Origin of the sequence: Pantoea sp. GL120224-02 (assembly GCF_900215395.1) — a bacterium.
Lineage (GTDB): Bacteria > Pseudomonadota > Gammaproteobacteria > Enterobacterales > Enterobacteriaceae > Pantoea > Pantoea communis.
In genome coordinates, this window is sequence record NZ_OBEC01000010.1 from 146,579 (window position 1) to 167,043 (window position 20,465).

The 20,465-nt window shown below is 52.3% G+C and carries 18 protein-coding genes and 1 pseudogene; 9 read left to right on the forward strand and 10 right to left on the reverse strand.

The window, feature by feature from the left end; all coding sequences use genetic code 11:
* Position 1: 1 nt before the first annotated feature.
* A complete protein-coding gene (locus tag CRO33_RS18430; RefSeq protein WP_097119145.1) occupies positions 2 to 964 on the reverse strand; it encodes a LysR family transcriptional regulator in 963 nt (320 codons plus the stop codon).
* Between the two features lie 344 nt (positions 965 to 1,308).
* Between CRO33_RS18430 and CRO33_RS18435 the strand changes: the two genes are divergently transcribed.
* The 5 genes from CRO33_RS18435 (at position 1,309) to CRO33_RS18455 (ending at position 6,672) form a co-directional block, all read left to right on the forward strand.
* Positions 1,309 to 2,340 carry an ABC transporter substrate-binding protein gene (locus CRO33_RS18435; RefSeq protein ID WP_058961376.1) on the forward strand — a complete coding sequence of 344 codons (1,032 nt, stop codon included), beginning with the start codon at positions 1,309 to 1,311 and terminating at the stop codon, positions 2,338 to 2,340.
* 64 nt (positions 2,341 to 2,404) lie between these two features.
* Complete coding sequence (locus CRO33_RS18440; protein WP_097119146.1) at positions 2,405 to 3,259, forward strand: ABC transporter permease; 855 nt, start codon at positions 2,405 to 2,407, stop codon at positions 3,257 to 3,259.
* A gap of 1 nt (position 3,260) precedes the next feature.
* The gene (locus CRO33_RS18445) at positions 3,261 to 4,085 is read left to right on the forward strand and encodes an ABC transporter permease (protein WP_097119147.1); all 825 of its coding nucleotides are present in this window, start codon (positions 3,261 to 3,263) and stop codon (positions 4,083 to 4,085) included.
* Between the two features lie 118 nt (positions 4,086 to 4,203).
* The gene (locus tag CRO33_RS18450; RefSeq protein ID WP_097119148.1) at positions 4,204 to 5,454 is read left to right on the forward strand and encodes a flavin-containing monooxygenase; all 1,251 of its coding nucleotides are present in this window, start codon (positions 4,204 to 4,206) and stop codon (positions 5,452 to 5,454) included.
* 78 nt (positions 5,455 to 5,532) lie between these two features.
* Entirely contained in the window at positions 5,533 to 6,672 is a 1,140-nt protein-coding gene (locus tag CRO33_RS18455; RefSeq protein WP_255253295.1) for an alpha-hydroxy acid oxidase, read from the forward strand.
* A 45-nt stretch (positions 6,673 to 6,717) separates the two neighbouring features.
* Here CRO33_RS18455 and CRO33_RS18460 read toward each other — a convergent pair whose 3' ends face one another.
* The 4 genes and pseudogenes from CRO33_RS18460 to CRO33_RS18475 form a co-directional block, all read right to left on the reverse strand.
* Complete coding sequence (locus CRO33_RS18460; protein WP_255253296.1) at positions 6,718 to 7,314, reverse strand: dienelactone hydrolase family protein; 597 nt, start codon at positions 7,312 to 7,314, stop codon at positions 6,718 to 6,720.
* Between the two features lie 402 nt (positions 7,315 to 7,716).
* A pseudogene (locus tag CRO33_RS18465) lies at positions 7,717 to 8,463 on the reverse strand (MFS transporter); the annotation flags it as partial.
* Positions 8,464 to 8,667: 204 nt separating this feature from the next.
* Positions 8,668 to 9,357: a type 1 glutamine amidotransferase domain-containing protein gene (locus tag CRO33_RS18470; protein WP_097119151.1), complete on the reverse strand. Its 690-nt coding sequence runs from the start codon at positions 9,355 to 9,357 to the stop codon at positions 8,668 to 8,670.
* Positions 9,358 to 9,370: 13 nt separating this feature from the next.
* Entirely contained in the window at positions 9,371 to 10,789 is a 1,419-nt protein-coding gene (locus CRO33_RS18475) for a coniferyl aldehyde dehydrogenase (protein WP_097119152.1), read from the reverse strand.
* A 104-nt stretch (positions 10,790 to 10,893) separates the two neighbouring features.
* Between CRO33_RS18475 and CRO33_RS18480 the strand changes: the two genes are divergently transcribed.
* Positions 10,894 to 11,784, forward strand: a complete 891-nt coding sequence (locus CRO33_RS18480) for a LysR family transcriptional regulator (RefSeq protein WP_097119153.1) — start codon at positions 10,894 to 10,896, stop codon at positions 11,782 to 11,784.
* Here CRO33_RS18480 and CRO33_RS18485 read toward each other — a convergent pair.
* From CRO33_RS18485 to CRO33_RS18505, 5 genes are all read right to left on the reverse strand, one after another.
* Entirely contained in the window at positions 11,781 to 12,527 is a 747-nt protein-coding gene (locus CRO33_RS18485) for a Fic/DOC family protein (protein ID WP_097119154.1), read from the reverse strand. The genes CRO33_RS18480 and CRO33_RS18485 overlap by 4 nt on opposite strands.
* A complete protein-coding gene (locus tag CRO33_RS18490) occupies positions 12,524 to 12,787 on the reverse strand; it encodes a hypothetical protein (protein WP_058961386.1) in 264 nt (87 codons plus the stop codon). The genes CRO33_RS18485 and CRO33_RS18490 overlap by 4 nt, the downstream gene beginning before the upstream one ends.
* A gap of 130 nt (positions 12,788 to 12,917) precedes the next feature.
* Positions 12,918 to 14,564 carry a malate dehydrogenase (quinone) gene (gene mqo, locus CRO33_RS18495; protein WP_034823997.1) on the reverse strand — a complete coding sequence of 549 codons (1,647 nt, stop codon included), beginning with the start codon at positions 14,562 to 14,564 and terminating at the stop codon, positions 12,918 to 12,920.
* 306 nt (positions 14,565 to 14,870) lie between these two features.
* Positions 14,871 to 16,259: an APC family permease gene (locus CRO33_RS18500; RefSeq protein WP_097119155.1), complete on the reverse strand. Its 1,389-nt coding sequence runs from the start codon at positions 16,257 to 16,259 to the stop codon at positions 14,871 to 14,873.
* 149 nt (positions 16,260 to 16,408) lie between these two features.
* Positions 16,409 to 17,239 (reverse strand): helix-turn-helix domain-containing protein, encoded by an 831-nt coding sequence (locus tag CRO33_RS18505; RefSeq protein ID WP_034823993.1) that lies wholly within the window; start codon positions 17,237 to 17,239, stop codon positions 16,409 to 16,411.
* Between the two features lie 231 nt (positions 17,240 to 17,470).
* Here CRO33_RS18505 and CRO33_RS18510 point away from each other — a divergent pair, with 231 nt between their 5' ends.
* The 3 genes from CRO33_RS18510 to CRO33_RS18520 are packed head-to-tail and all read left to right on the forward strand — an operon-like array spanning position 17,471 to position 20,370.
* Positions 17,471 to 18,610: a tyramine oxidase subunit B gene (locus CRO33_RS18510; protein WP_097119156.1), complete on the forward strand. Its 1,140-nt coding sequence runs from the start codon at positions 17,471 to 17,473 to the stop codon at positions 18,608 to 18,610.
* Positions 18,611 to 18,635: 25 nt separating this feature from the next.
* Complete coding sequence (locus tag CRO33_RS18515; RefSeq protein ID WP_097119157.1) at positions 18,636 to 19,058, forward strand: RidA family protein; 423 nt, start codon at positions 18,636 to 18,638, stop codon at positions 19,056 to 19,058.
* Positions 19,059 to 19,074: 16 nt separating this feature from the next.
* A complete protein-coding gene (locus CRO33_RS18520) occupies positions 19,075 to 20,370 on the forward strand; it encodes an NAD(P)/FAD-dependent oxidoreductase (protein ID WP_097119158.1) in 1,296 nt (431 codons plus the stop codon).
* The last annotated feature ends 95 nt before the right edge of the window (positions 20,371 to 20,465 follow it).

Here is a 20,465-nt window from a genome sequence, read left to right on the forward strand (position 1 = left end):
TTCAGGCCACGCGCACCACTTGCGGGTCGAAATAGCTCGGGGCTGCCATGCCCGGAATGTATTGATCGGAGATGAACATCTGGCAACGTTCGGCAAAGGCGTTCACCACCATGGATTGCTGGGTGTTAGCCATGGTGGCATAGCCGAGTTGCATCGGCTTATTCACCCCCGCAAGGCGCACCCGGATCAGTCGTTTGCCATCCTGTGACAGGTGCGCTTTCGGGCGCACGTTGGCAATGCCAAATCCGACGCCGTTGGCCACCATGGCGCGTACCACTTCCATATTGCTCGAGCGCATCACCACATTTGGCGCCACACCCGCTTCACTGAACAGGCCGAGGAAATATTCGCGGCTCCATGGCATATCCAGCAACACCATCGGCATCGTTGCCAGGTCCTGAATGGTTACCGCCGATTGTGTCGCCAATGGATGATGTTCGCCCACCATCACATACGGCGGCAACTGCGCCAGGGATTTAAACGCCACGTCATTGGCCGGCACTAAATCATAAGTGAGGCCGATGTCGATATCTGCCGAGCGTAATTGCTTCAGCAATTGCTCGTGGTTGCCTTCGACGAGGGTGATACGCACGCCAGGAAATGCGCGACCAAAGCCAAACACCAGTTCCGGCGTCAGCATCGGTGCCAGCGTATCCAGACAGCCCACACGCAGAGGACCACGCACGTTGTTGAGTGACTCAGAGGCGATGGTATAGAGATTGTTCATCTGATCCAGAATCAGCTTGGCCTCTTTTAACACTTGATGACCAATAGCCGTCAGGGAGACGCCCTGCGCATGGTGACGCACAAACAGCTGCACCCCCAGCTCAGATTCAATATGTGTAATAGCTGCGGAAATCGACGGTGATGAAACGTGAATACGTTCCGAGGCACCAATAATGCTTCCGGCCTCACCGGACGCGACAAAGTATTCCAGCTGACGCTGGGTGATGCGACTGAGCATGCAGATTCTCCTGGGATCGCCGACGCGATCATGTCGCGCCAGTCATTCTAATAGTCCCGATGACCCTGCATTAATCATGCCAGAGGCCAGCTAACAGCATAATCGCCTGACCGCTCTGTCACGCCCATTCGCTTCTGCCTCATCACTGGTTAAGAAAATCCGTTGTAAAGCAGCGTCCTTTTTAGCCTCAGAAATTCTGATGCAAGGGCGAGGAAAAGGCTGTTTTACCGAATCACCTCGCGACGGCATTATCCCAGCAACACCAGAAGAGTCCGATAGCACTGTTTTGGTGCATCGCGTTTCACATTGCTGTTACAGCCATTTCATTCATTGGGGACGAGAATATGTTGCGTAAGATTTTTGCCTTAACGTTGCTGACGACGAGTGTATTAACTGCAGGTAATGCAATGGCCGCCGACAAGCTGATTGTCAGCACCTGGGGCGGCAGCTTTAAAGACCTGATTGATGAAACCATCGCCAAAGAGTTCACCAAAGAAACCGGCGTCGAGGTGCAGTTTGTCACCGGCGGCACCATTGATCGTTTGAACAAAGCCAAGCTGGCGGGTGGCACACCGGAGACGGATGTGACCTTTACCACCGCGCACGTCGGCTATCTGTATGCCAACAGCGGCCTGTTTGAAAAGCTCGATATGAGCAAAATTCCTAACGCGGTGAATCTGGTTGAGCAGGCGAAGGTCAGCCCGTATCACCTCGGCGTGTGGGGCTATGTCTATACCATCGGCTATCGCCCGGATCTGGTACCGAAAGGTGAAACCTTCACCAGCTGGAATGACCTGTGGAAACCAGAGCTGAAGGGCACGCTGGCCCTGCCAGATTGGGACCCAAGCCATATCATTGCCGTTTCCGCCAAACTCTCCGGGGCTGATGCCGCACACTGGCAGCAGGGCGAAGCGAAGATGAAAGCGCTGATTCCGAACATCAAATCCTTCTATACCGATGACGCCAACAGCCAGCAGTTGATCTCCACCGGTGAAACACCAGTGCAGGTGATGCTGTCGATGAATGCCTACAGCATGATGGCCGAAGGGGTGAACATCAAACTGGCGATACCGAAAGAGGGTGCCATTTTGGGTGTGGACACCGTGGGCATCAACAAAGGGACCAAACACGCCGATCTGGCCTACAAGTTTATGAATATCGCGCTGAAACCGGAAATTCAGGAGCAGGTGGCGAAGATCTATCGTGGCAGCCCAACGGTGACCAACGCGCATATCGATCCTGAACTGGCGAAATTGCCTGGCATGTTGACCACGCCAGCTCAGTGGAATGCCACCATCAACACCGATCCACAACTGCGTGCCGAGAAAACAGCCGAATGGCGCCAGTGGTTCTCTGAAAACATCATGTCTCACTGATTGGTTCATCACGGGCGGCCACCAGGCCGCCCACAAGCAACACTTTATTCAGGCAGCAACGTCTATGACGAGAAAACCGACATTCTTACCCTGGTTCATTATTCCCGCCACACTGACAGCACTCGGACTGGTTGTGGCCATGTTCGCGGTGATGCAGTTTAGCGTGCGGGCTTATATTCCCGGTTCGCTCGACGTGGGCGGATTTACCCTGGCTAACTTTAACGGACTGCTGAAAAGCATTTACGCCGATGCTTTTATTAACACGGTGATGTTAAGTGCCAAAACTGCCATCTTTGGCCTGCTGATGAGTTACCCATTGGCCTATGCGCTGGTGCGCACGCGCACCACCTGGATCAAATCGACGATTCTGATTATCGCGATTACGCCGCTGTTTCTCGGTGAAGTGGTGCGTACCTACTCGTGGATTATCGTGTTGGGAAACAGTGGCTTCCTGAACAGCCTGCTGCTGGCACTCGGCATCATCTCAAAACCGATTCAGTTTATGTTCACCCAGAGCGGCGTGGTGGTAGCACTGGTGCACGTCACCATGCCGATCATGGTGCTGATGCTGGCCACGGCGCTGTCGCATATCAACCCTGACTATGAAAAAGCGGCAACCAGTCTCGGTGCCGGACCCGTTCGTACCTTATTGACGGTGACGATTCCACTATCGATCCCAGGTATCGTGGCCAGTCTGACCACGGCATTTGCCTGGACCTTTAGTGCTTTCGCCACGCCGCAGTTGATTGGTGGCGGACGCGTAAGCACCGTGGCAACCATGGTGTATCAGCTTGGTTTCTCGTCAATGAACTTCCCGTTTGCCGCCGCGCTGAGTATTGCCGGCTTGATTCTGACCATCCTGCTGCTGATGGCATTGAAACGCCTGACCCGCTTCCTGCACGCTATGGGAGAACATTAATATGACCCGTTCGATGAACGATAAACTGGTGACGCTGGCCGGACGTTTGCTGGTGGCCGCCATCCTCATTTTTGTCATGCTGCCCACCGTTGTGGTGTTTATCTCTTCGTTCAGCAGCACTGCGGTCCTGTTTTTCCCGCCCAAAGGCTGGTCGCTGCGCTGGTTCGAGCGTGCGGTGAATTACGATGATTTTCGTCACGGCTTTTATTCCGGACTGATCGTCACCGCGTGGGCATCTTCGCTGGCAGTGATCATTGGTGCAACGCTGGCGATTGCCATTGAGCGCTATTCCTTTCCGTGTAAGCGCGTGCTGGAAGGCATTTTACTGTCGCCACTGTTTATCCCGCATTTCACTATCGGTTTAGGACTGCTGATGCTGGTCTCACAGCTGGGCCTCGGGCGCGGCTATCCGCTGGTGATTTTCTGCCATATTGTGCTGGTGCTGCCATTTGTATTGCGCAGCGTCTACGTTTCGCTCAAGAACCTCGAACAGCGTATTGAAATGGCGGCAGCCAGTCTGGGTGCTTCGCCACTGCGGGTCGTGTGGACCATTACGGTGCCGTTGATTTTACCGGGCCTGTTTGGTGGCTGGATGTTTGCTGCGATTCTTTCTTTTAATGAATTTACCGCGTCGCTGTTTATTACCACCCAGGCAACACAGACCTTGCCGGTCGCCATGTACAACTATGTGCGTGAATTTGCCGACCCAACGCTGGCCGCGCTGTCAGTGATTTATATTGCGGTAACGGCAGCCATGCTGATTATTGCGAATAAGTTTTTGGGCCTTGGCAAGATATTAAACGTTGAAGCCCGCCACCAATCATGAATCTGTGCGCTTTGGTTTTACCGAAGCGCTGAATTAAAAAAGCTTGCTTAGCGTTAACACGAACAATGATTACGATGATGAATAACCCATCGCGTTAAAATCTATTTAGGGATTCCACATGTCAGTAGAAAAAATTAATACCGTAATTGTCGGTGCAGGTCAGGCGGGCATTGCAATGAGTGAACATCTTTCATTGATGGGTGTCCCGCATATTGTATTTGAGCGTAACCGCATTGCAGAGCGCTGGCGTTCAGAGCGTTGGGATTCACTGGTCGCCAATGGCCCCGCCTGGCACGATCGTTTTCCTTCAATGAAATTCGATAATATTTCTCAGGAAGCTTTTCCTCCTAAAGAGCGCATGGCTCAATATTTCGAAGATTATGCCAAAATGCTCAATGCGCCGGTGCGCACTGGCGTTGAAGTGCATCAGGTTGAACGTCTGCCGGGACGTAGCGGCTTCAAAGTGCTGACCTCTATTGGAGAATTTGAAGCAGATAATGTGGTGGCGGCAACAGGGCCGTTCCAGAAGCCTTCATTCCCGCAAATCGTGCCGGACAGTGCCAACCTGCATCAAATTCATTCCTCTTCCTATAAGAACCCGCAGCAGTTGCCAGAAGGCGGCGTGCTGGTGGTGGGCGCGGGCGCGTCAGGCTCACAAATCGCGGAAGAGCTGGGTAAAACGGGCCGCAAAGTCTATCTGTCGGTCGGCGAACATTATCGTCCACCACGCTCTTATCGTGACCGAGATTACTGCTGGTGGCTGGGTGCTTTAGGCTTGTGGGATGAAGTGAAAATCAAGCCGAAAAAACAGCACGTTGCCTTTGCCGTGAGCGGCTATGAAGGCGGTAAAACGGTTGATTTTCGTCGTCTGGCTCATATGGGCATTACCCTGGTGGGTATTACTCAGCAATGGGATAACGGCGTGTTGAGCTTTGCTGATGGCCTGGCTGAGAATATTGCAGAAGGTGATAAAGCTTATTTCGACGTACTACGTGATGCCGATGCTTATATCGAGCGTAATGGTCTGGATCTGCCGCTGGAGCCACAGGCCTGGGCATTATTATCCGATCCAGACTGCCTGATTAATCCTTTAACGAAATTAAACCTGGCCGAGGCCGGTATCACCTCTATTATCTGGGCGACAGGTTTTAAATTTGATTTTAGCTGGTTGCAGGTGGATGCATTTGATGAGAAAGGCGTGCCTTTCCATAAGCGTGGTATTTCAGCGGAGCGGGGTATTTATTTCCTTGGTTTACCGAATCTGGTGAATCGCGCCTCCTCCTTTATTTATGGCGTGTGGCACGATGCAAAATATATTGCCGATCATATTGTGCTACAGAATGCCTATACCGACTACGAGAAATCGTAAGTTATCTGTGTGTGTATTTGCGTGATCGCAGGCGGCTAAATGTTCTTTTGTTTAGCCGCTTTTTTATCAGGTGGAAAAGTGACCATTACCTGTATTGAAGAATTACGGCAACTGGCGCGTAAACGCGTGCCAAAGATGTTTTACGACTATGTCGATGCAGGTTCCTGGACGGAATATAGCTATCGCGCCAACGAAGCTGATTTACGCCGCATCGAATTTCGTCAGCGTGTCGCGGTAGATATTGCCGAACGCAGCACGGCAAGCCGAATGATGGGGCACGATGTCGCGATGCCGGTGGCGATTGCCCCCACCGGACTGACCGGCATGATCCATCCCGATGGTGAAATTCATGCGGCACGCGCAGCCAAAAAATTTGGTATTCCCTTTACGCTCTCTTCCATGAGCATCTGTTCGCTGGAAGCTGTATCTCAGGCCACACAGGGGCATCCATTTTGGTTCCAGCTCTATGTATTGCGTGACCGGCAGTTTGTGGCAAATCTGATCGATCGCGCTAAAGCGGCTAACTGCAGCGCGTTGGTGGTGACCATGGACTTACAGGTCTTCGGTCAGCGTCATAAAGACATCAAGAATGGCCTCTCCACGCCGCCAAAAATGACGCTGCGCAATGTGCTCAATATTGCCAGTAAACCGCGCTGGTGCTGGCAGATGCTGAATACGAAGCATCGTAATTTTGGCAATATTATCGGGCATGTAAGCGGTGTGGATAACATTGACTCGATGGTGGAGTGGACGGCACAACAGTATGATCCGCGGCTCTCCTGGAAAGATATCGAATGGATTAAACGGCACTGGGGCGGCAAGTTGATTGTGAAGGGCATAATGGATGCCACTGACGCGCAACTGGCGATCGAAGCGGGTGCCGATGCGTTGATTGTTTCCAACCACGGTGGGCGTCAGCTGGACGGCGTGTCTTCGTCAATTACACTGCTGCCGGAAATTGTGGAGGCGGTCGGCGATCGAATAGAAGTGCATTTTGATGGCGGCATTCGTTCCGGGCAGGATGTATTAAAAGCCATAGCGTTAGGCGCCAAAGGCACCTACATCGGGCGTAGTATGATGTATGGATTGGGGGCGCTAGGTGAAGAAGGGGTGACCACAGCGCTAAGCATCATCCGTAACGAGTTTGATCTGTCGATGGCGTTTTGTGGCAAAACCAGTGTAGCGGCCATTGATGGCGGGATTTTACGCGTGCGCTGAAAGACGGGGAAATAGCGGGAGGCTAGTCATCCTCCCGCCGCGTCATTAAAACACTTCATCCAGCAATTGATACAGGCGTTTGAAGGCACGCTGCGTCACTTCCGGATGATACTGCGATACGCCAGCATTATCGGCTTTTGGATCGGTGAAGGAGTGCACCGCACCGGCAAAGCTCACCAGCTGCCAGTCAACGCCTTTGCTGTTCATCTCATTGGCGAAGGCGGCTAGCTGCTCGCGCGGCACAAGAGGATCGGCCGCGCCGTCCAGTACCAGCAGTGAAGCCTGGATAGTATGACTGTCATAAGCGCCCTGGGTATCCAGCGTGCCGTGGAAAGAGGCGGCCGCTTTGATGTCCGCGCCGCTACGTGCCAGTTCAAGCGCACAATGGCCGCCGAAGCAGAAACCGATAGCCGCAACCTTATCGGCGTTGACGGGGGCGGTGGTTTGGGTGCGCAATGCGCTGAGGGCTGCCTGCATGCGCGCCACTTCGGCGGGGGTGTCTTTCACTGCCATCATCATCGCACCCGCTTCTTCGCCGTTAGTGGGGCGTTGACCCTGACCGTACAGGTCAGCTACCAGCACCACATAGCCGTGGGCGGCAATGGCTTTGGCTTGTTCAGCAGCATCAGTGGTGGCCCCCATCCAATTGGGCGCAATAACAATGCCCGGTTGAGCAGTGTTATTATCAGCCTGGTAAACTAAAAACCCTCAAATGTCTCGTTGTCCACGGTGTAAGAAAGGAATGAAGACTGGATGTTGCTCATTAATTAAGCTCGCTTATTTTTATTAGCAGATGAAGCCACGACGTTACCGACTATTTTAGATTTAGCAATTGCATGCTGGGCTCACCGCACCAAATGTTTAATGTCATATTTAACATTTCACTTCAGCATTAAATTTCTGCCATTTTTGGCTGGGCTTTTCCTCCGCCAAGCGTGCTAAGAAAACTGAACAGGGTGAATACCGTCATAATGCTCACCATAATCCAGGGCGTACCGTTGTTAAGCCCTGCCAGCAGCAGTGAGGAAACAATCCCACTACCGTGATGCCGAAATAGCTGATATACACCGCAGGCGAACCGACAATAAAGGCGTAAGCAGCAACGTAATAAAAAGTCACGCATAAGGTAAAACGCATAAAGTTTTTATTTTGCAGCAGGGTGCGATAATTACCCATTATTTGCCGAGGTGACGCCGTTACCCTTTTTTCTGCCGGCAGTGTTTCAGGAAGCCAGAGCAGTGATATGAACATCAATGCGCCGACTACCGCCAGAAACCAGAAAATCACCGGCCATTGCGAGTAACGAATGATTTGCCCACCCATTAATGGCCCCGCGATAGGGGCAATCGCCATAACAATGATCAGCGTCGATAGCATCTGCGCAGCACGCGTGCGGCTGAAAAGGTCGCGGATCATGGCACGCGCCAGCATCGGGCCGGTGCAGGCGCCAGCGGCCTGAATGACACGCCAGAAGACAATCTGAGGCATGTCGCTGGAGAGTGCGCATCCCGCTGAGCCGACAGCAAAGATAATCATCCCGATATATAGCGGTGTTTTGCGGCCGAGTTGATCGCTAATCGGGCCCCAGATTAACTGCGCAATGGCAAAGCCAATCAGGAATCCGGTGACCGTCAGCTCCGAATCGCCGTTTAACGCGGCTGACATTGCGGGCATGGCCGGAAGATAAATGTCGGTTGAGAGCGAGGTAAATGCCATCAACGCGCTGAGAATAATAATAAAAGCGATGCCGGTTTTCATATCCGGAGGATGCGTTGCAGTTTTGATATCCATAGTGTTTTTTTATGAGGATAGGACCTGTGCGGTGCCAGGGCTTGAATACAGTGATGGAAAAGGGATTGCGGGGTAGCTTAACAAAGGCGGAAGGGATTGATTAGGTGCGCCAGTCTACTAGCACCTATGAGCAAAATTCATTAATGGGAGGGTTAATAAGACGAGGGCGCATCACCGCCAGAGCAGTGATGCGCTTTAACGCGATTAAGGCTGTTGTGCTGCCAGTTGCAGCAGCAGCGCTTTCGCCACATCTTCTGAGCTGGCCGGATTTTGCCCGGTGATCAACTGACCGTCTTGTACGACAAACGGTGCCCAGTCCGTGCCTTTTTGATAATGCGCGCCCAGTTTGATGAACTCATCCTCAATCAGGAAAGGCACCACGTCGGTCAGCTCAACGGCTGCTTCTTCGCTATTGGTAAAGCCGGTGACCTGCTTACCCTGAATTAACGGGGCGCCGCTCGCAGCTTTCACATGGCGCAATGCGCCAGGTGCATGGCAGACAAAACCCATCGGCTTACCCGCACGATCGAAAGATTCGATCAACTGGATGGAGTCTGCTGACTCCGCCAGATCCCACAGTGGACCGTGGCCGCCAGGATAAAAGTCCGTATCGAAATTCTGCTGATCAATGCTTGCCAGCTTCACGGTATTGGCCAGCGCCTGCTGTGCCGCCGCATCAGATTTGAAACGTTCGGTCATAGCAGTCTGAAATTCAGGTAAATCACTTTTTGGATCCAGCGGCGGTTGTCCACCCGCCGGAGAAGCCAACACCACTTCGGAACCCGCATCTTTAAACACGAAGTAGGGTGCGGCGAACTCTTCCAGCCAGAACCCGGTTTTTTTGCCGGTGTTGCCCAACGCGTCATGTGATGTCAGAACCATCAAAATTTTCATTGTCTGTCCTCGATTAATGTTGGTTATTCAGTAATGCAGTCAATGCTGCGCTTTTGTCCTGATAGGGCGCACGCAGCCGTAAATTTGTGGTGCCCGCCTCATCCTGGATCACAATCGGCTTGGCGTGACTGAAACGACGGAATCCGTGAATCCCGTGATACGCGCCGATACCGGATGCGCCCACGCCACCAAATGGCAGGCTGTCGAGAGAAGCATGGGTCATGACATCATTTATCACCAGTGCGCCAGAAGTGGTGTGCTGAGCCATCAGCTTTTGACGCTGTTTATCATGGCCAAAATAGTAAGCGGCCAGTGGACGTGGATGCGCATTGATATAGCGAATCGCTTCCTCTACCTCTCCGCTGTAGCTTTTGACTGGCAGCAGCGGGCCAAAAATCTCTTCCTGCATGACTGCCATCTCTTCGGAGACATTGAGGATCAAATGCGGCGCGATTTTGCGGCTTTGCGCATCAAAGTCCGGCTCACCCGCAGGGGCCAGGCTAACGATCCGGGCACCTTTAGCTCGGGCATCTTCGATCAGACCGATCAATCGCTGATAATGACGAGCACTGATTATGGCGGTGTAATCCACGTTGCTTTGTAGCGTTGGGTACGTCTGATGCATGAACTGCTGTGACGCGGTGATAAATTCCGCTTCAGCGGCATACGGAAGTAATAGGTAATCCGGTGAGATACAAATTTGACCGGCGTTAAAGGTTTTTATGGTCAGGGTTCGGGCTGCCGCCATTGCCACATCCGCATCTGCGTCGATCACCACCGGCGACTTTCCACCCAGTTCCAGCGTAACAGGCACCAGATTCTCTGCCGCTGCACGCATCACATGCTTACCGACGGCGGTGCTGCCGGTGAAGACCAGATGGTCGAATGGCAGAGCGCTAAACGCTTGTCCCACGCTGGCGTCACCCAAAACCACGCTGAGTTCATCGGCGGCAAAGTAACGCGGCACTAACTCCGCCAGTAATGCCGAGGTGTGGGGTGTCAGCTCAGAGGGTTTTAGCATCGCAGTGTTGCCCGCAGCAAACACACCGGCCAATGGGCCAAATGCCAGGTTAATCGGGAAATTCCACGGGCTGATAATGCCAACGACACCTAAAGGTTGCGGTTCGATACGCGCCTGCATACCCGCAACCGGGACTTCGGCGATCTCCGGCTGCATCCACTGCTCCAGATGCTCGGCGGAGTGCTGCAACATGTTGATGGTGGTCATCAGGTCGGCCGCCTGGGTTTGATAGGCACTGCGATGACCAAAATCGGCGCTGATAGCCGCAGTAAACGCAGCATGATTCTCGCGAATTAATGCCATGCTGCGTAATAAGCGATCACGGCGAAGTTCGGCGCTAGCAGGTTCGTTCTGCAGATGAGCCTGTTTCATTGTGTGCAGCAAATGCAGTAATTCTTGCTGAAGTGACATGATTTTTTCCCGTGCGTTTCAAGTTGTGGGCAGCTTACTCGCGCTGGTGTTTGACGGCTAACAAGGCTATTTTGGCAGGGGTATAAAATAATTTATGGGGCACTATGTCACTTGTTCGCTTACGAACGTTTATGGAAGTGTATCGCCAGCGCTCAATTTCCGGTGCGGCGCGCGCACTGAATCTGACGCAGCCTGCGGTTTCGCAACACATTAGCGGCCTGGAAGTCGCAGTGGGTCGACCGCTGTTTGAACGTCAGGCCCATGGCGTAATGCCGACGGCCGCTGCCGACGATTTGGCCGCTGATATAGGCAACTCTCTGGATACCGCAGAGTCTGCTTTATCATCGGCGCGTGCCCGATCGATGGATGTGAGTGGAACGTTGCAGATCATTGGACATGCTGATTTTATGGCGGAGAAATTATCGGCTGAATTGCTGCCTCTGCTTGAAAGCGGCATTCGCGTGCATATGCACAGCGGTGATGGTCCGCTCGTTGCGCAGATGGTGATTGAAGGGCACTGTGATCTTGGCGTGACGGCACATCCGGTGACCGATCCACGTTTAAAGGCTGAAGTGATTTTTCAGGACCGTGTGGTTGCAGTGGCTGCACCGGCCGTGGCGGCTCGCTTACACAACAGTGCAGATTTTTCTGCGGATTTGATTAAAGAACCTTTGCTGGCTTATGACCTAAAACTCTCTTTGATTGATCATTGGCTGGATAAAAATCGCATTAAATACCAGACGCTGTTACCTGCGGTAGTTGGGCAGGATTTACGTGGTTTGCGAAGTTTACTCTGCGGCGGATTTGGCTGGTCGGTGATGCCAGCATTTTTATGCCAGGCGCAAATCGCGCAAGGGGAGTTGGTGATGCTGGACGCGCCGGTGGGGGATACGGAAATTCGTTATCACCTTATCTGGTTACCCAGCGCTCTGCGCCAACCGCGTATTGCCCATGCAAGACAGGCACTGGTTTGGGGGATGAATAACAGCCATTAAGATTTATTATCTAAAGGTTGTGACTGGTAGCTTTTATAATGTTTCCTGACTAGCGGATCGTCAATGTCGCTATAATTGATTTGCCCTTTATCCAATCCATCCAGGCCTTTAATACTACCGATGGTTAAAGGCCATTCGTCCCTGCTATGAATCTCGATAATGAACGGTTGGAGATAACGATCCAGATGTCCTTTCCCAGGTTCACGAATTTCTCTGATCAATGTGCGAAGGTAATCATCTTTTTTTGTTTTAGACCAGTCGACAGAAAAACCTGCACGGAAGCTTAATTCCATGAAAGTTAGCAAAATTGTACGTCCGTTACCATTGAGGAAAGGGTGAGCAAAAGCCAACTGCCCCATCACTTCTCCTGGCTTTTGACGAAATTTGTCCCTGTCACTGGCAAGCTTTAACGCATACTCCACTGCAAGCTGAATAAGATGTGGATATTCAAATACCGTAAAGTGTTCGTCTTCACGCGCGCCTTTAAAGATCGATAGGTGAGGAACTAACTCGTTTCGGCCTTTTCCTGCCCAGTGATAGAAGTCACCGAAAAGAATTTCGTGAACTTTAAGTATGGAAGAATATTTTACGTGTTTTAGCGTTGATAGGTACAGCAGCGCATCTTCCAGACTCAGTTCGAATGAAAGATGTTCAGAAGCTTTAACTTCATCAGGATCTTTTAAATTTAAGGCATTCTGTAAATAACCCGCTGTTTCATAGTCGCCGAAAGGATTAAAAATCATGCAGAAAAATTCTGTTTAATTTGTCTTTTCTCACGCAGATAGTCGCCTTGCATCTCCAGCGTTTCTGCCTTGGTTAAAATGCCTTTTTTCTTCAGATTAACCAGAAGTTGTTCAATGACATCAAGTTCTACGATGTCATCGGCCAGGCGAGTAATTGCAACAGCCATGCGACTCATACCATCACGGTCAGCCGTTACGTGGTGAACTTTAGCCAGTTCACGTACCTGATTAGCAACACTTAATGATGCAGATTTATTCATGTCTTTGCCTCATTCAATGATACCCAATTTTAGCACGCAGAAGGTTGAGTGTCTGCTATGCGATTTGACCTTATTCCAGACACAAAAAAGCCGGACATTGTCCGGCTTTCTTCATTAGCGCGAAGGAGAATTACAGCGCCATATCCTGCTTAGCGGATTCTGCACGAGGCTTAGCCTGCGTAGGGGCAACGGACTGATCACCCATGTTGATGACCGGTGGTTTGGTCAACTGCAGCGTAGCAGCGGTGTTGTCCCAGACCTGCTGAGTCAGTGCGGTGTTACCGTTCAGTTTCTGGCCGAAGCTTGGAATAATGCCGCGAATCTTCTCTTGCCACTCAGGAGAAGCGAACTGCTCCGGGAACAACTTCTTCATCACGTCGAGGGTGATTGGCGCAGCAGTTGAAGCACCTGGTGATGCACCCAACAGGGCCGCCACGGTTTTCTGCTGATCGGTCACGATTTCGGTGCCGAGTTTCAGCACGCCGCCTTTATCCGCATCTTTCTTGATGATCTGTACGCGTTGACCCGCCTGGATCAGTTTCCAGTCTTCTTTACGTGCGTTCGGGTAGTACTCTTTCAGCGCGGCAAAACGATCGTCGTCGTTCAGCATCACCTGACCAATCAGGTACTTCACCAGGTCAAAGTTATCGATACCCACGTGAGTCATCGGCATGATGTTGCTGGTGGTGGTAGCGCTTAACAGATCGAACAGTGAGCCATTTTTCAGGTATTTGGTGGAGAAGGTCGCGAACGGCCCAAACAGCACTACGCGTTTACCGTCCAGATTACGGGCATCGATGTGTGGAACAGACATCGGTGGCGCACCGACTGAAGCCTGGCCGTACACTTTTTCCAGGTGACGACTGGTCACTTCTGGATTCTCGGTCATCAGGAACGAACCCCCGACCGGGAAGCCGCCGTAGTTATCCGCTTCAGGAATACCGGTTTTCTGCAGCAGTTTGATGGCCGCGCCGCCTGCACCGATAAACACATATTTCGCGTCAACCGAACGGTTCTCACCGCTCTTCACATCTTTGATGGTGACGTGCCATGAATTATCGCTGTTACGTTTGAAATCAGTAACCTCTGAAGAGGTTTCTAATTTGAAGTTCTGATCTTTCTTCAGGCTGCCAATCAACTGACGGGTGATTTCACCGTAGTTAACGTCAGTACCGACTGGCGTCCAGGTGGCTGCCACTTTCTGATTAGGATCGCGACCTTCCATCACCAGCGGAGCCCACTGCTCAATCTGCTTGTGATCGGTTGAGAACTTCATGCCCTGGAACAGGGTGGTTTTCTGCAGTGCATCGTAACGCTTAGTCAGATACTCAACGTTTTTATCGCCCCAGACAAAGCTCATGTGCGGGGTGGAGTTGATGAATGAACGCGGGTCATGCATTACGCCGCGCTGTACCTGAGAGGTCCAGAACTGACGGGAAATCATGAAAGCTTCGTTAATTTCCAGCGCCTTGCTCACGTCGATTGAACCGTCTGCACGCTCTGGCGTGTAGTTCAGTTCCATGTTCGCAGAGTGACCGGTACCGGCGTTGTTCCAGCCGTTAGACGATTCCAGTGCGACGCCATCCAGACGCTCAACCATCAGTTGCTTCCAGCCTGGTTGCAGTTCCTGTAGCCAGGTTCCCAGTGAGGCGCTCATGACGCCGCCGCCAATCAACAGAACATCGGTTTTTTCTGGTGCGTTTTCAGCGTGGACCACTGAAGAAACAAGCAGCGCTGCCAGTGAAAGGGCAGACACGATTTTTTTAGAGTGAGTCATTCTGATCCTGATCTTTGTACTTTGCAGGTGAACGTTAAAATTTCGGTTTGCAAATTAAAAGATTGTTACGAAAAGATTAACTTGTTTTTAGTTAATAAAGTATTGGTGTTAATTACTTAACTTACATAAAACCAATATGGCGGGAATTTAAGCAATGAATGCGAAAGGTAGGGAGATATATCCGTGAGTACTGCGCGGTTATTCTTTATAGCGAGCATCGCGACTTAGGTCAAATAAAACACCATAACGCCAGGTTAAATATTTACTCGCTAACTGGGTGCGCATGGCTGCGCACCACGACGATGACTAAGCGCGAGCTTTAAAATTGCGTTTCAGCGACATACCGTATCCCATCAAGGCGCAGCCAGCAATGAACCAGGGAATCATCTTCACCACGCTGGAATCACTGCCGCTTAAGGATTGCAGATTATTAACCACCAAAATAATCGTCACGCTCATGCACACCATTGACAGTAACGGTGCCCAGAATACGGTGAATGGATTTTCGCTATTCTCCATCCGACGGAAGAACAGTATCACGGCAGCGGAAACGCCCAGTTGTAAAATCAAAATACACAGTGTGGCGACGGCGGAACCGATAGCGAAGATGTGCACCATCGGGTCCAATCCCGCGCTGCCCATACCTGCCAGTAGCATCAGCATGATCACGCTGTGAACGTGGCTGGCATTATGTGGCGTGCCGTTAGTGGGATGAGTTTTGCACAACTCTTTCCAGATCAGACCATCGCGGCTAATGCTGAACAAATACCGTGAAATATTGTTATGAAACGCCAGCGCCGCTGCAAATAAACTGGTGATCAGCAATACCGACATGGTTTCTACAGCCCACTGTCCAACATATTGCCGGGTAATGTTAAACACGAAGTTGCCGGGATCTTTGCTGGCAATCGCGACAATCTGATCAAAACCGTATGCCTGCACCAGTGACCAACTGGTGAAACAGAAAAATGCCGTGATCAGTAACAAGGCACAAACTGTGGCACGCGGCACAGTTTTATGTGGGGCACGGCACTCTTCCGCATATATGGCGGTAGATTCAAAACCGATAAAAGCGGCGATGGTGAAAATAAAGGCGATGCCAAGGTTGCCCTGCATAAACACTGACGGCTCGAACGATTGGAAGCTGTACGGACCGACTTTTTTGATTAACAGCATCACGTCGGTGAGTAACACAATAGCCACTTCCGCCAGCATTAATATGCCGAGTAATTTTCCACCGACTTCGACGCGTTTAATGCTCAATACCCAGCATACCAGCACAAATAGCATGCTCAATGCCCACCAGGGAATATGGGCTGAAAAGTGCTCTTCAATAAATAACTGCGTGAAGAATCCCAGCATTGCGACGATGGCTATCTGAATAGAGATATACGCCATCAGCGCTAATACTGACGCGGAAGCGCCCCAGTTTTCGCCGATTCCTTTAGAGATATAGGTATAAAAGGCCCCCGCATTATTGACATGACGGCTCATGGCAATAAAGCCCACGGCGAATAACATCAAAATAATACACGAGAGAATATAAAACACCGGAATGCCACCGCCGTTGCCAGAAATAATCGCCACCGGCAAGCCGCCCACCACGCCTGTCAGCGGCGAGGCTGCCGCGACGACAAAAAAGACCAGAGAAAACAAACCCAACGTATTTTTGCGTAAGCCGGAATCCTTATTCATCGCCAAAGCCCTCAACCGCTAAGAGAAAGTTCTCAGGCAATCTGTGCCGCCTGAGGCCGGTAACATAGCGGCATCATTTCTCAGCTGAGCATCTGGCGGATAGAAAAAATCGGACAGCGTCACAGTGCAACGCTGCACCCTTTTAGTGCTCAGTGGAAACGCAAACGATGGAAATAGGCATCATGCGAAATACGCCGCTGATAATCACAGGGCGTGGTGCTGACAAACTTTTTAAACTCGCGCAGGAAGTGCGACTGATCGCTAAATCCAAGATCAAAGGCCAGATCGCTAAACGATACTTCCTGCTGTAAGTGAATGCTGCCCAGCGCCGACTGGCAGCGCAAAATGCGGCTAAAAGCCTTGGGTGACATCCCGGTATCCTGGCGAAACTGGCGCTGGATAGTGCGGCAGGTGTAGCCGGTCAGCGCTTCCAGTTGATCAATGCGAATGTTGCCTTTCTGCTGGCGCATGGTGTGGATGATCAAGGATGTGACGGCGGAAGCTTTGCGCACCAGGCGCGGCGTGAAACTGGCGTTGAACAAAGCAATCTGCCGCGAAAAATCGCGCGTCTGCACGATCTGTTCAAAGGCTAACCGTGCATCCGGCACCACATCGAGGAAATTAAACTCACGATCGGGAATCTCTTCTGCCATCACATCGAGGAAATCAGGAATGATGCCCGGTGCGAAGCGCACACCAAAATAGTGGTGGTTATGCTGCATATCGGCACCGCGCGCTTCCAGCGTGGTGCCACACACGCGTGCTGCTGGCCGCTGCGCATCGCAATCAAACACGATATCCACGCAGCCGTCGGGAATCGCCAGCGTCATGCTGGCACTCTGCGCCACATCAAAACTGTAGAAATGGGAAATAGCCGGGTTGTCTGACGCAATCAGCGAATAATGCTGCGCGGCGTTCAGCACAAACCACGGCTGCTCGGGTTGAAATCCACTGTGGCGATAGAGAGGCAATTGTGTCATGGCGGGCTCCGCTGCGGGCTATTTACTGTCTGTGTGATGCAAGGGCTGTGCCACGCACGAATTTCCTCATGTCGCAAATATTCAATACAGCTCGACAACTGACGCGCTATTTCTATTTCACCCAGCGAAGACCATCGACACCTAAGACGGTTTTAGCCAGTGAAATCGCTAGTTATGGCAGCGCTCGCCACGGCGGGAAATAGACCAAAAGACTGATTGATGAGGCGACTTATGAGTGATTCAACCCGGATTGATTTTATTTACCTGTCGGAGCAAGACATGATTCGTGCGGGCGTGACCGATATGGCCGCCTGTGTCGATACCATGGAAGAGATGTTTGGCCTGTTGTATCACGGCGACTATCGCATGGCCGGATCCAACAATGATTCACACGGCGCGATGGTGACCTTCCCGGAAAATTCGCCGTTCCCGACGATGCCAAAACCCACTGCCGATCGCCGCATGATGGCGATGCCTGCCTACCTTGGCGGCAATTTCGGCACGGCTGGGGTCAAGTGGTATGGCTCCAACATCGCCAACCGTGAGAAAGGGCTGCCGCGCTCGATTCTGATGTTCACCCTCAATGATGCGGATACCGGCGCGCCGCTGGCGCATATGTCAGCCAATCTGCTGTCGGCGTATCGCACCGGGGCGGTGCCGGGCGTCGGCGCACGTCATCTGGCGCGAAAGGATTCTCGCGTGATCGGTTTGCTCGGACCGGGCGTGATGGGAAAAACCGCTGTTGCGGCATTTATTGCTGTTTGCCCACACATCGACACCATCAAAGTCAAAGGACGCGGCCAGCGCAGCCTCGATAACTTCATTACCTGGGTGCAGGAGACCTATCCACAAATTCAGCAGATAGAAATTGTCGACTCACTGGAAGCGGTAGTGCGCGATAGTGACATTGTCACTTATTGCAGCTCAGGTGAAGTCGGTGATCCCGCCACTTATCCGCTGGTGAAACGTGAATGGGTGAAAGCTGGCGCGTTCCTCGCCATGCCTGCGCTGTGCAATATCGATGAAGGAATGGAGCAGTCGGATGTGCGTAAGGTGCTGGATAACACCGGACTCTATCATGCCTGGTTTGATGAAGTTCCCAAGCCTGCGCATCGCTGCGTGCCGATTATCGGTGTGCGCTTTATGGATATGGTCGCTGAAGGGCAGCTGCAGGCGGAGCAGCTGGAAGATATTGGCAAAATTGTCGCCGGCGAGGCGCCTGGCCGCCAAAACGATAGCGAAATCATCATCATGTCTGTCGGTGGTATGCCGGTGGAAGATGTGGCCTGGGGCACGGTGTTGTATCGCAACGCACTGGAAAAAGGCATTGGCGTCAAACTCAACCTGTGGGAATCACCGGTTTTAAGCTAAATCATTCATTAATAGAGAAAACATCATGACCAATATCATTAAAGTAAAAACCGGTTCGAAATTTGAAGAGCAGGCGAGTTATTCGCGCATCGTGGCCGTGGATAACTGGATTTATGTCTCCAACACTGCCGGTCGCAACCCACAAACCAAAGAAATTCCCGAAGACCTGCGCGAGCAGACTTTGCAGGTGTTTGCCAATATCGAAGCCGCACTGGCAGCCATCGATGCCTCATTACAGGATGTGGTGTGCTCGCGCGTGTTTATTCAGAATCCGGCGGATGTACCTGCAGTGATGGCGATCATTGGTGAGAAGTTCCGCGGAATTAATCCCGCCTCGACAGTGACTTGCCCGCCGCTGGGATCGACCGTTTATAAAGTTGAACTGGAAGTTACGGCCTATCGCGGGGCCGGTAACGCTCAGGTTCAGGAAATTACCGTAGACCTGTAAGGGTGGGAGACGCGCTATGGCACCTGTTATTTCTCCGGTTACGCCTTCGCCAACGTTGCCGGATGCCACCACGGTGGTCGTTATTGGCGGCGGGATTGTAGGGTTGACCGCCGCACTGACGCTGGCGGAGCGCAATATTCCCGTCGTGGTGTTGGAAAAGGGGCGGATTGCGGGCGAACAGTCTTCCCGCAATCTCGGCTGGATCCGTAAAACCAGCCGTGCGCTGGAGGATATCCCGCTGGCGCAGGCCGCTGACCGCTTGTGGGCGGGGATGGCCGCGCGGGTTGGCAGTGACGTGGGATATCGTCAGGCTGGCATTATGTTTGTGGCACGCAACGAGCAGCAGATGTCACTGCATGAAAAATGGTTAAGCGGGGTTAGTGCCGCTGGCCTGGATACGCGCTTGCTCAGCCACGCACAAATTGCAGCACAAGTGCCAGGCGGTGCGGAGAAATGGGCAGGCGGGATTTACACTGCTTCCGACGGGCGAGCCGAACCCACGCTGGCGGCCAGCGCGATGGCGAATGCCGCCATCGCCAGGGGGGCGATTATCATGGATCACTGTGCGGTGCGTGGCCTGGTCACCAGCAACGGCAAGGTCAGTGGTGTGATGACCGAACGCGGTGAGATTCGTTGTGACCATGTGTTGCTGGCGGCAGGTGCCTGGTCGCGTCGTTTCCTTGGCAATCACGGTATTAATCTGCCGACGCTGCCGCTGATTTGTTCGGTGATGCGTACCAAACCGCTGGAAGGACCGGCCAATATAGCGGTGGGCGCTCCTGACTTCTCATTCCGAAAACACCAGGACGGTGGCTTTATCATCACTCAACGCGGTGCGCTGGATGCGCCAATAACGCTTGATCATCTATTGATCGGCACACGTTATATGCCTCAGCTACGGCAGGCGCGTGACAACCTGCGGATTTCGCTGGGCAAATACTTTGTGAAGGATCTTGCACTGGCACGTCGCTGGCGCAACGATCGGCGTTCACCCTTTGAGCAGGTCCGCACGCTGGACCCTCTTGCCAATCCGGCACTGAACCAGGAAGCGATGCGCAACCTTCGCGCGGCGTGGCCGGTGTTCCAGCAGGCGGAGATGGCGGAGTCATGGGCTGGCGTGATAGATGTTACCCCGGATTCGAACCCGGTGATTGGCCCAGTGGCTTCGATACCTGGGCTAACTTTGGCGACGGGCTTTTCAGGGCATGGTTTCGGGACATCACCCGCAGCCGGGCAGTTAGCCGCAGATTTGGTGACCGGGCATACGCCGCTTATCGATCCCGCACCTTATCGCTTCGAACGCTTGCAGTAGCATCATACTTCTATCGGCGGCTGTGAGGTCGCCCATTAAACACACTTCATAAACCATCACTTCACGTACTGTGTTCATAGTCTTAACCACAACTG

Coding starts and splice junctions, on each gene's coding strand:
- CRO33_RS18430 (WP_097119145.1), bottom strand. CDS start 964: ATGCTCAGTCGCATCACCCAGCGTCAGCTGGAATACTTTGTCGCGTCC.
- CRO33_RS18435 (WP_058961376.1), top strand. CDS start 1,309: ATGTTGCGTAAGATTTTTGCCTTAACGTTGCTGACGACGAGTGTATTA.
- CRO33_RS18440 (WP_097119146.1), top strand. CDS start 2,405: ATGACGAGAAAACCGACATTCTTACCCTGGTTCATTATTCCCGCCACA.
- CRO33_RS18445 (WP_097119147.1), top strand. CDS start 3,261: ATGACCCGTTCGATGAACGATAAACTGGTGACGCTGGCCGGACGTTTG.
- CRO33_RS18450 (WP_097119148.1), top strand. CDS start 4,204: ATGTCAGTAGAAAAAATTAATACCGTAATTGTCGGTGCAGGTCAGGCG.
- CRO33_RS18460 (WP_255253296.1), bottom strand. CDS start 7,314: ATGGGGGCCACCACTGATGCTGCTGAACAAGCCAAAGCCATTGCCGCC.
- CRO33_RS18470 (WP_097119151.1), bottom strand. CDS start 9,357: ATGAAAATTTTGATGGTTCTGACATCACATGACGCGTTGGGCAACACC.
- CRO33_RS18475 (WP_097119152.1), bottom strand. CDS start 10,789: ATGTCACTTCAGCAAGAATTACTGCATTTGCTGCACACAATGAAACAG.
- CRO33_RS18480 (WP_097119153.1), top strand. CDS start 10,894: ATGTCACTTGTTCGCTTACGAACGTTTATGGAAGTGTATCGCCAGCGC.
- CRO33_RS18485 (WP_097119154.1), bottom strand. CDS start 12,527: ATGATTTTTAATCCTTTCGGCGACTATGAAACAGCGGGTTATTTACAG.
- CRO33_RS18490 (WP_058961386.1), bottom strand. CDS start 12,787: ATGAATAAATCTGCATCATTAAGTGTTGCTAATCAGGTACGTGAACTG.
- mqo (WP_034823997.1), bottom strand. CDS start 14,564: ATGACTCACTCTAAAAAAATCGTGTCTGCCCTTTCACTGGCAGCGCTG.
- CRO33_RS18500 (WP_097119155.1), bottom strand. CDS start 16,259: ATGAATAAGGATTCCGGCTTACGCAAAAATACGTTGGGTTTGTTTTCT.
- CRO33_RS18505 (WP_034823993.1), bottom strand. CDS start 17,239: ATGACACAATTGCCTCTCTATCGCCACAGTGGATTTCAACCCGAGCAG.
- CRO33_RS18510 (WP_097119156.1), top strand. CDS start 17,471: ATGAGTGATTCAACCCGGATTGATTTTATTTACCTGTCGGAGCAAGAC.
- CRO33_RS18515 (WP_097119157.1), top strand. CDS start 18,636: ATGACCAATATCATTAAAGTAAAAACCGGTTCGAAATTTGAAGAGCAG.
- CRO33_RS18520 (WP_097119158.1), top strand. CDS start 19,075: ATGGCACCTGTTATTTCTCCGGTTACGCCTTCGCCAACGTTGCCGGAT.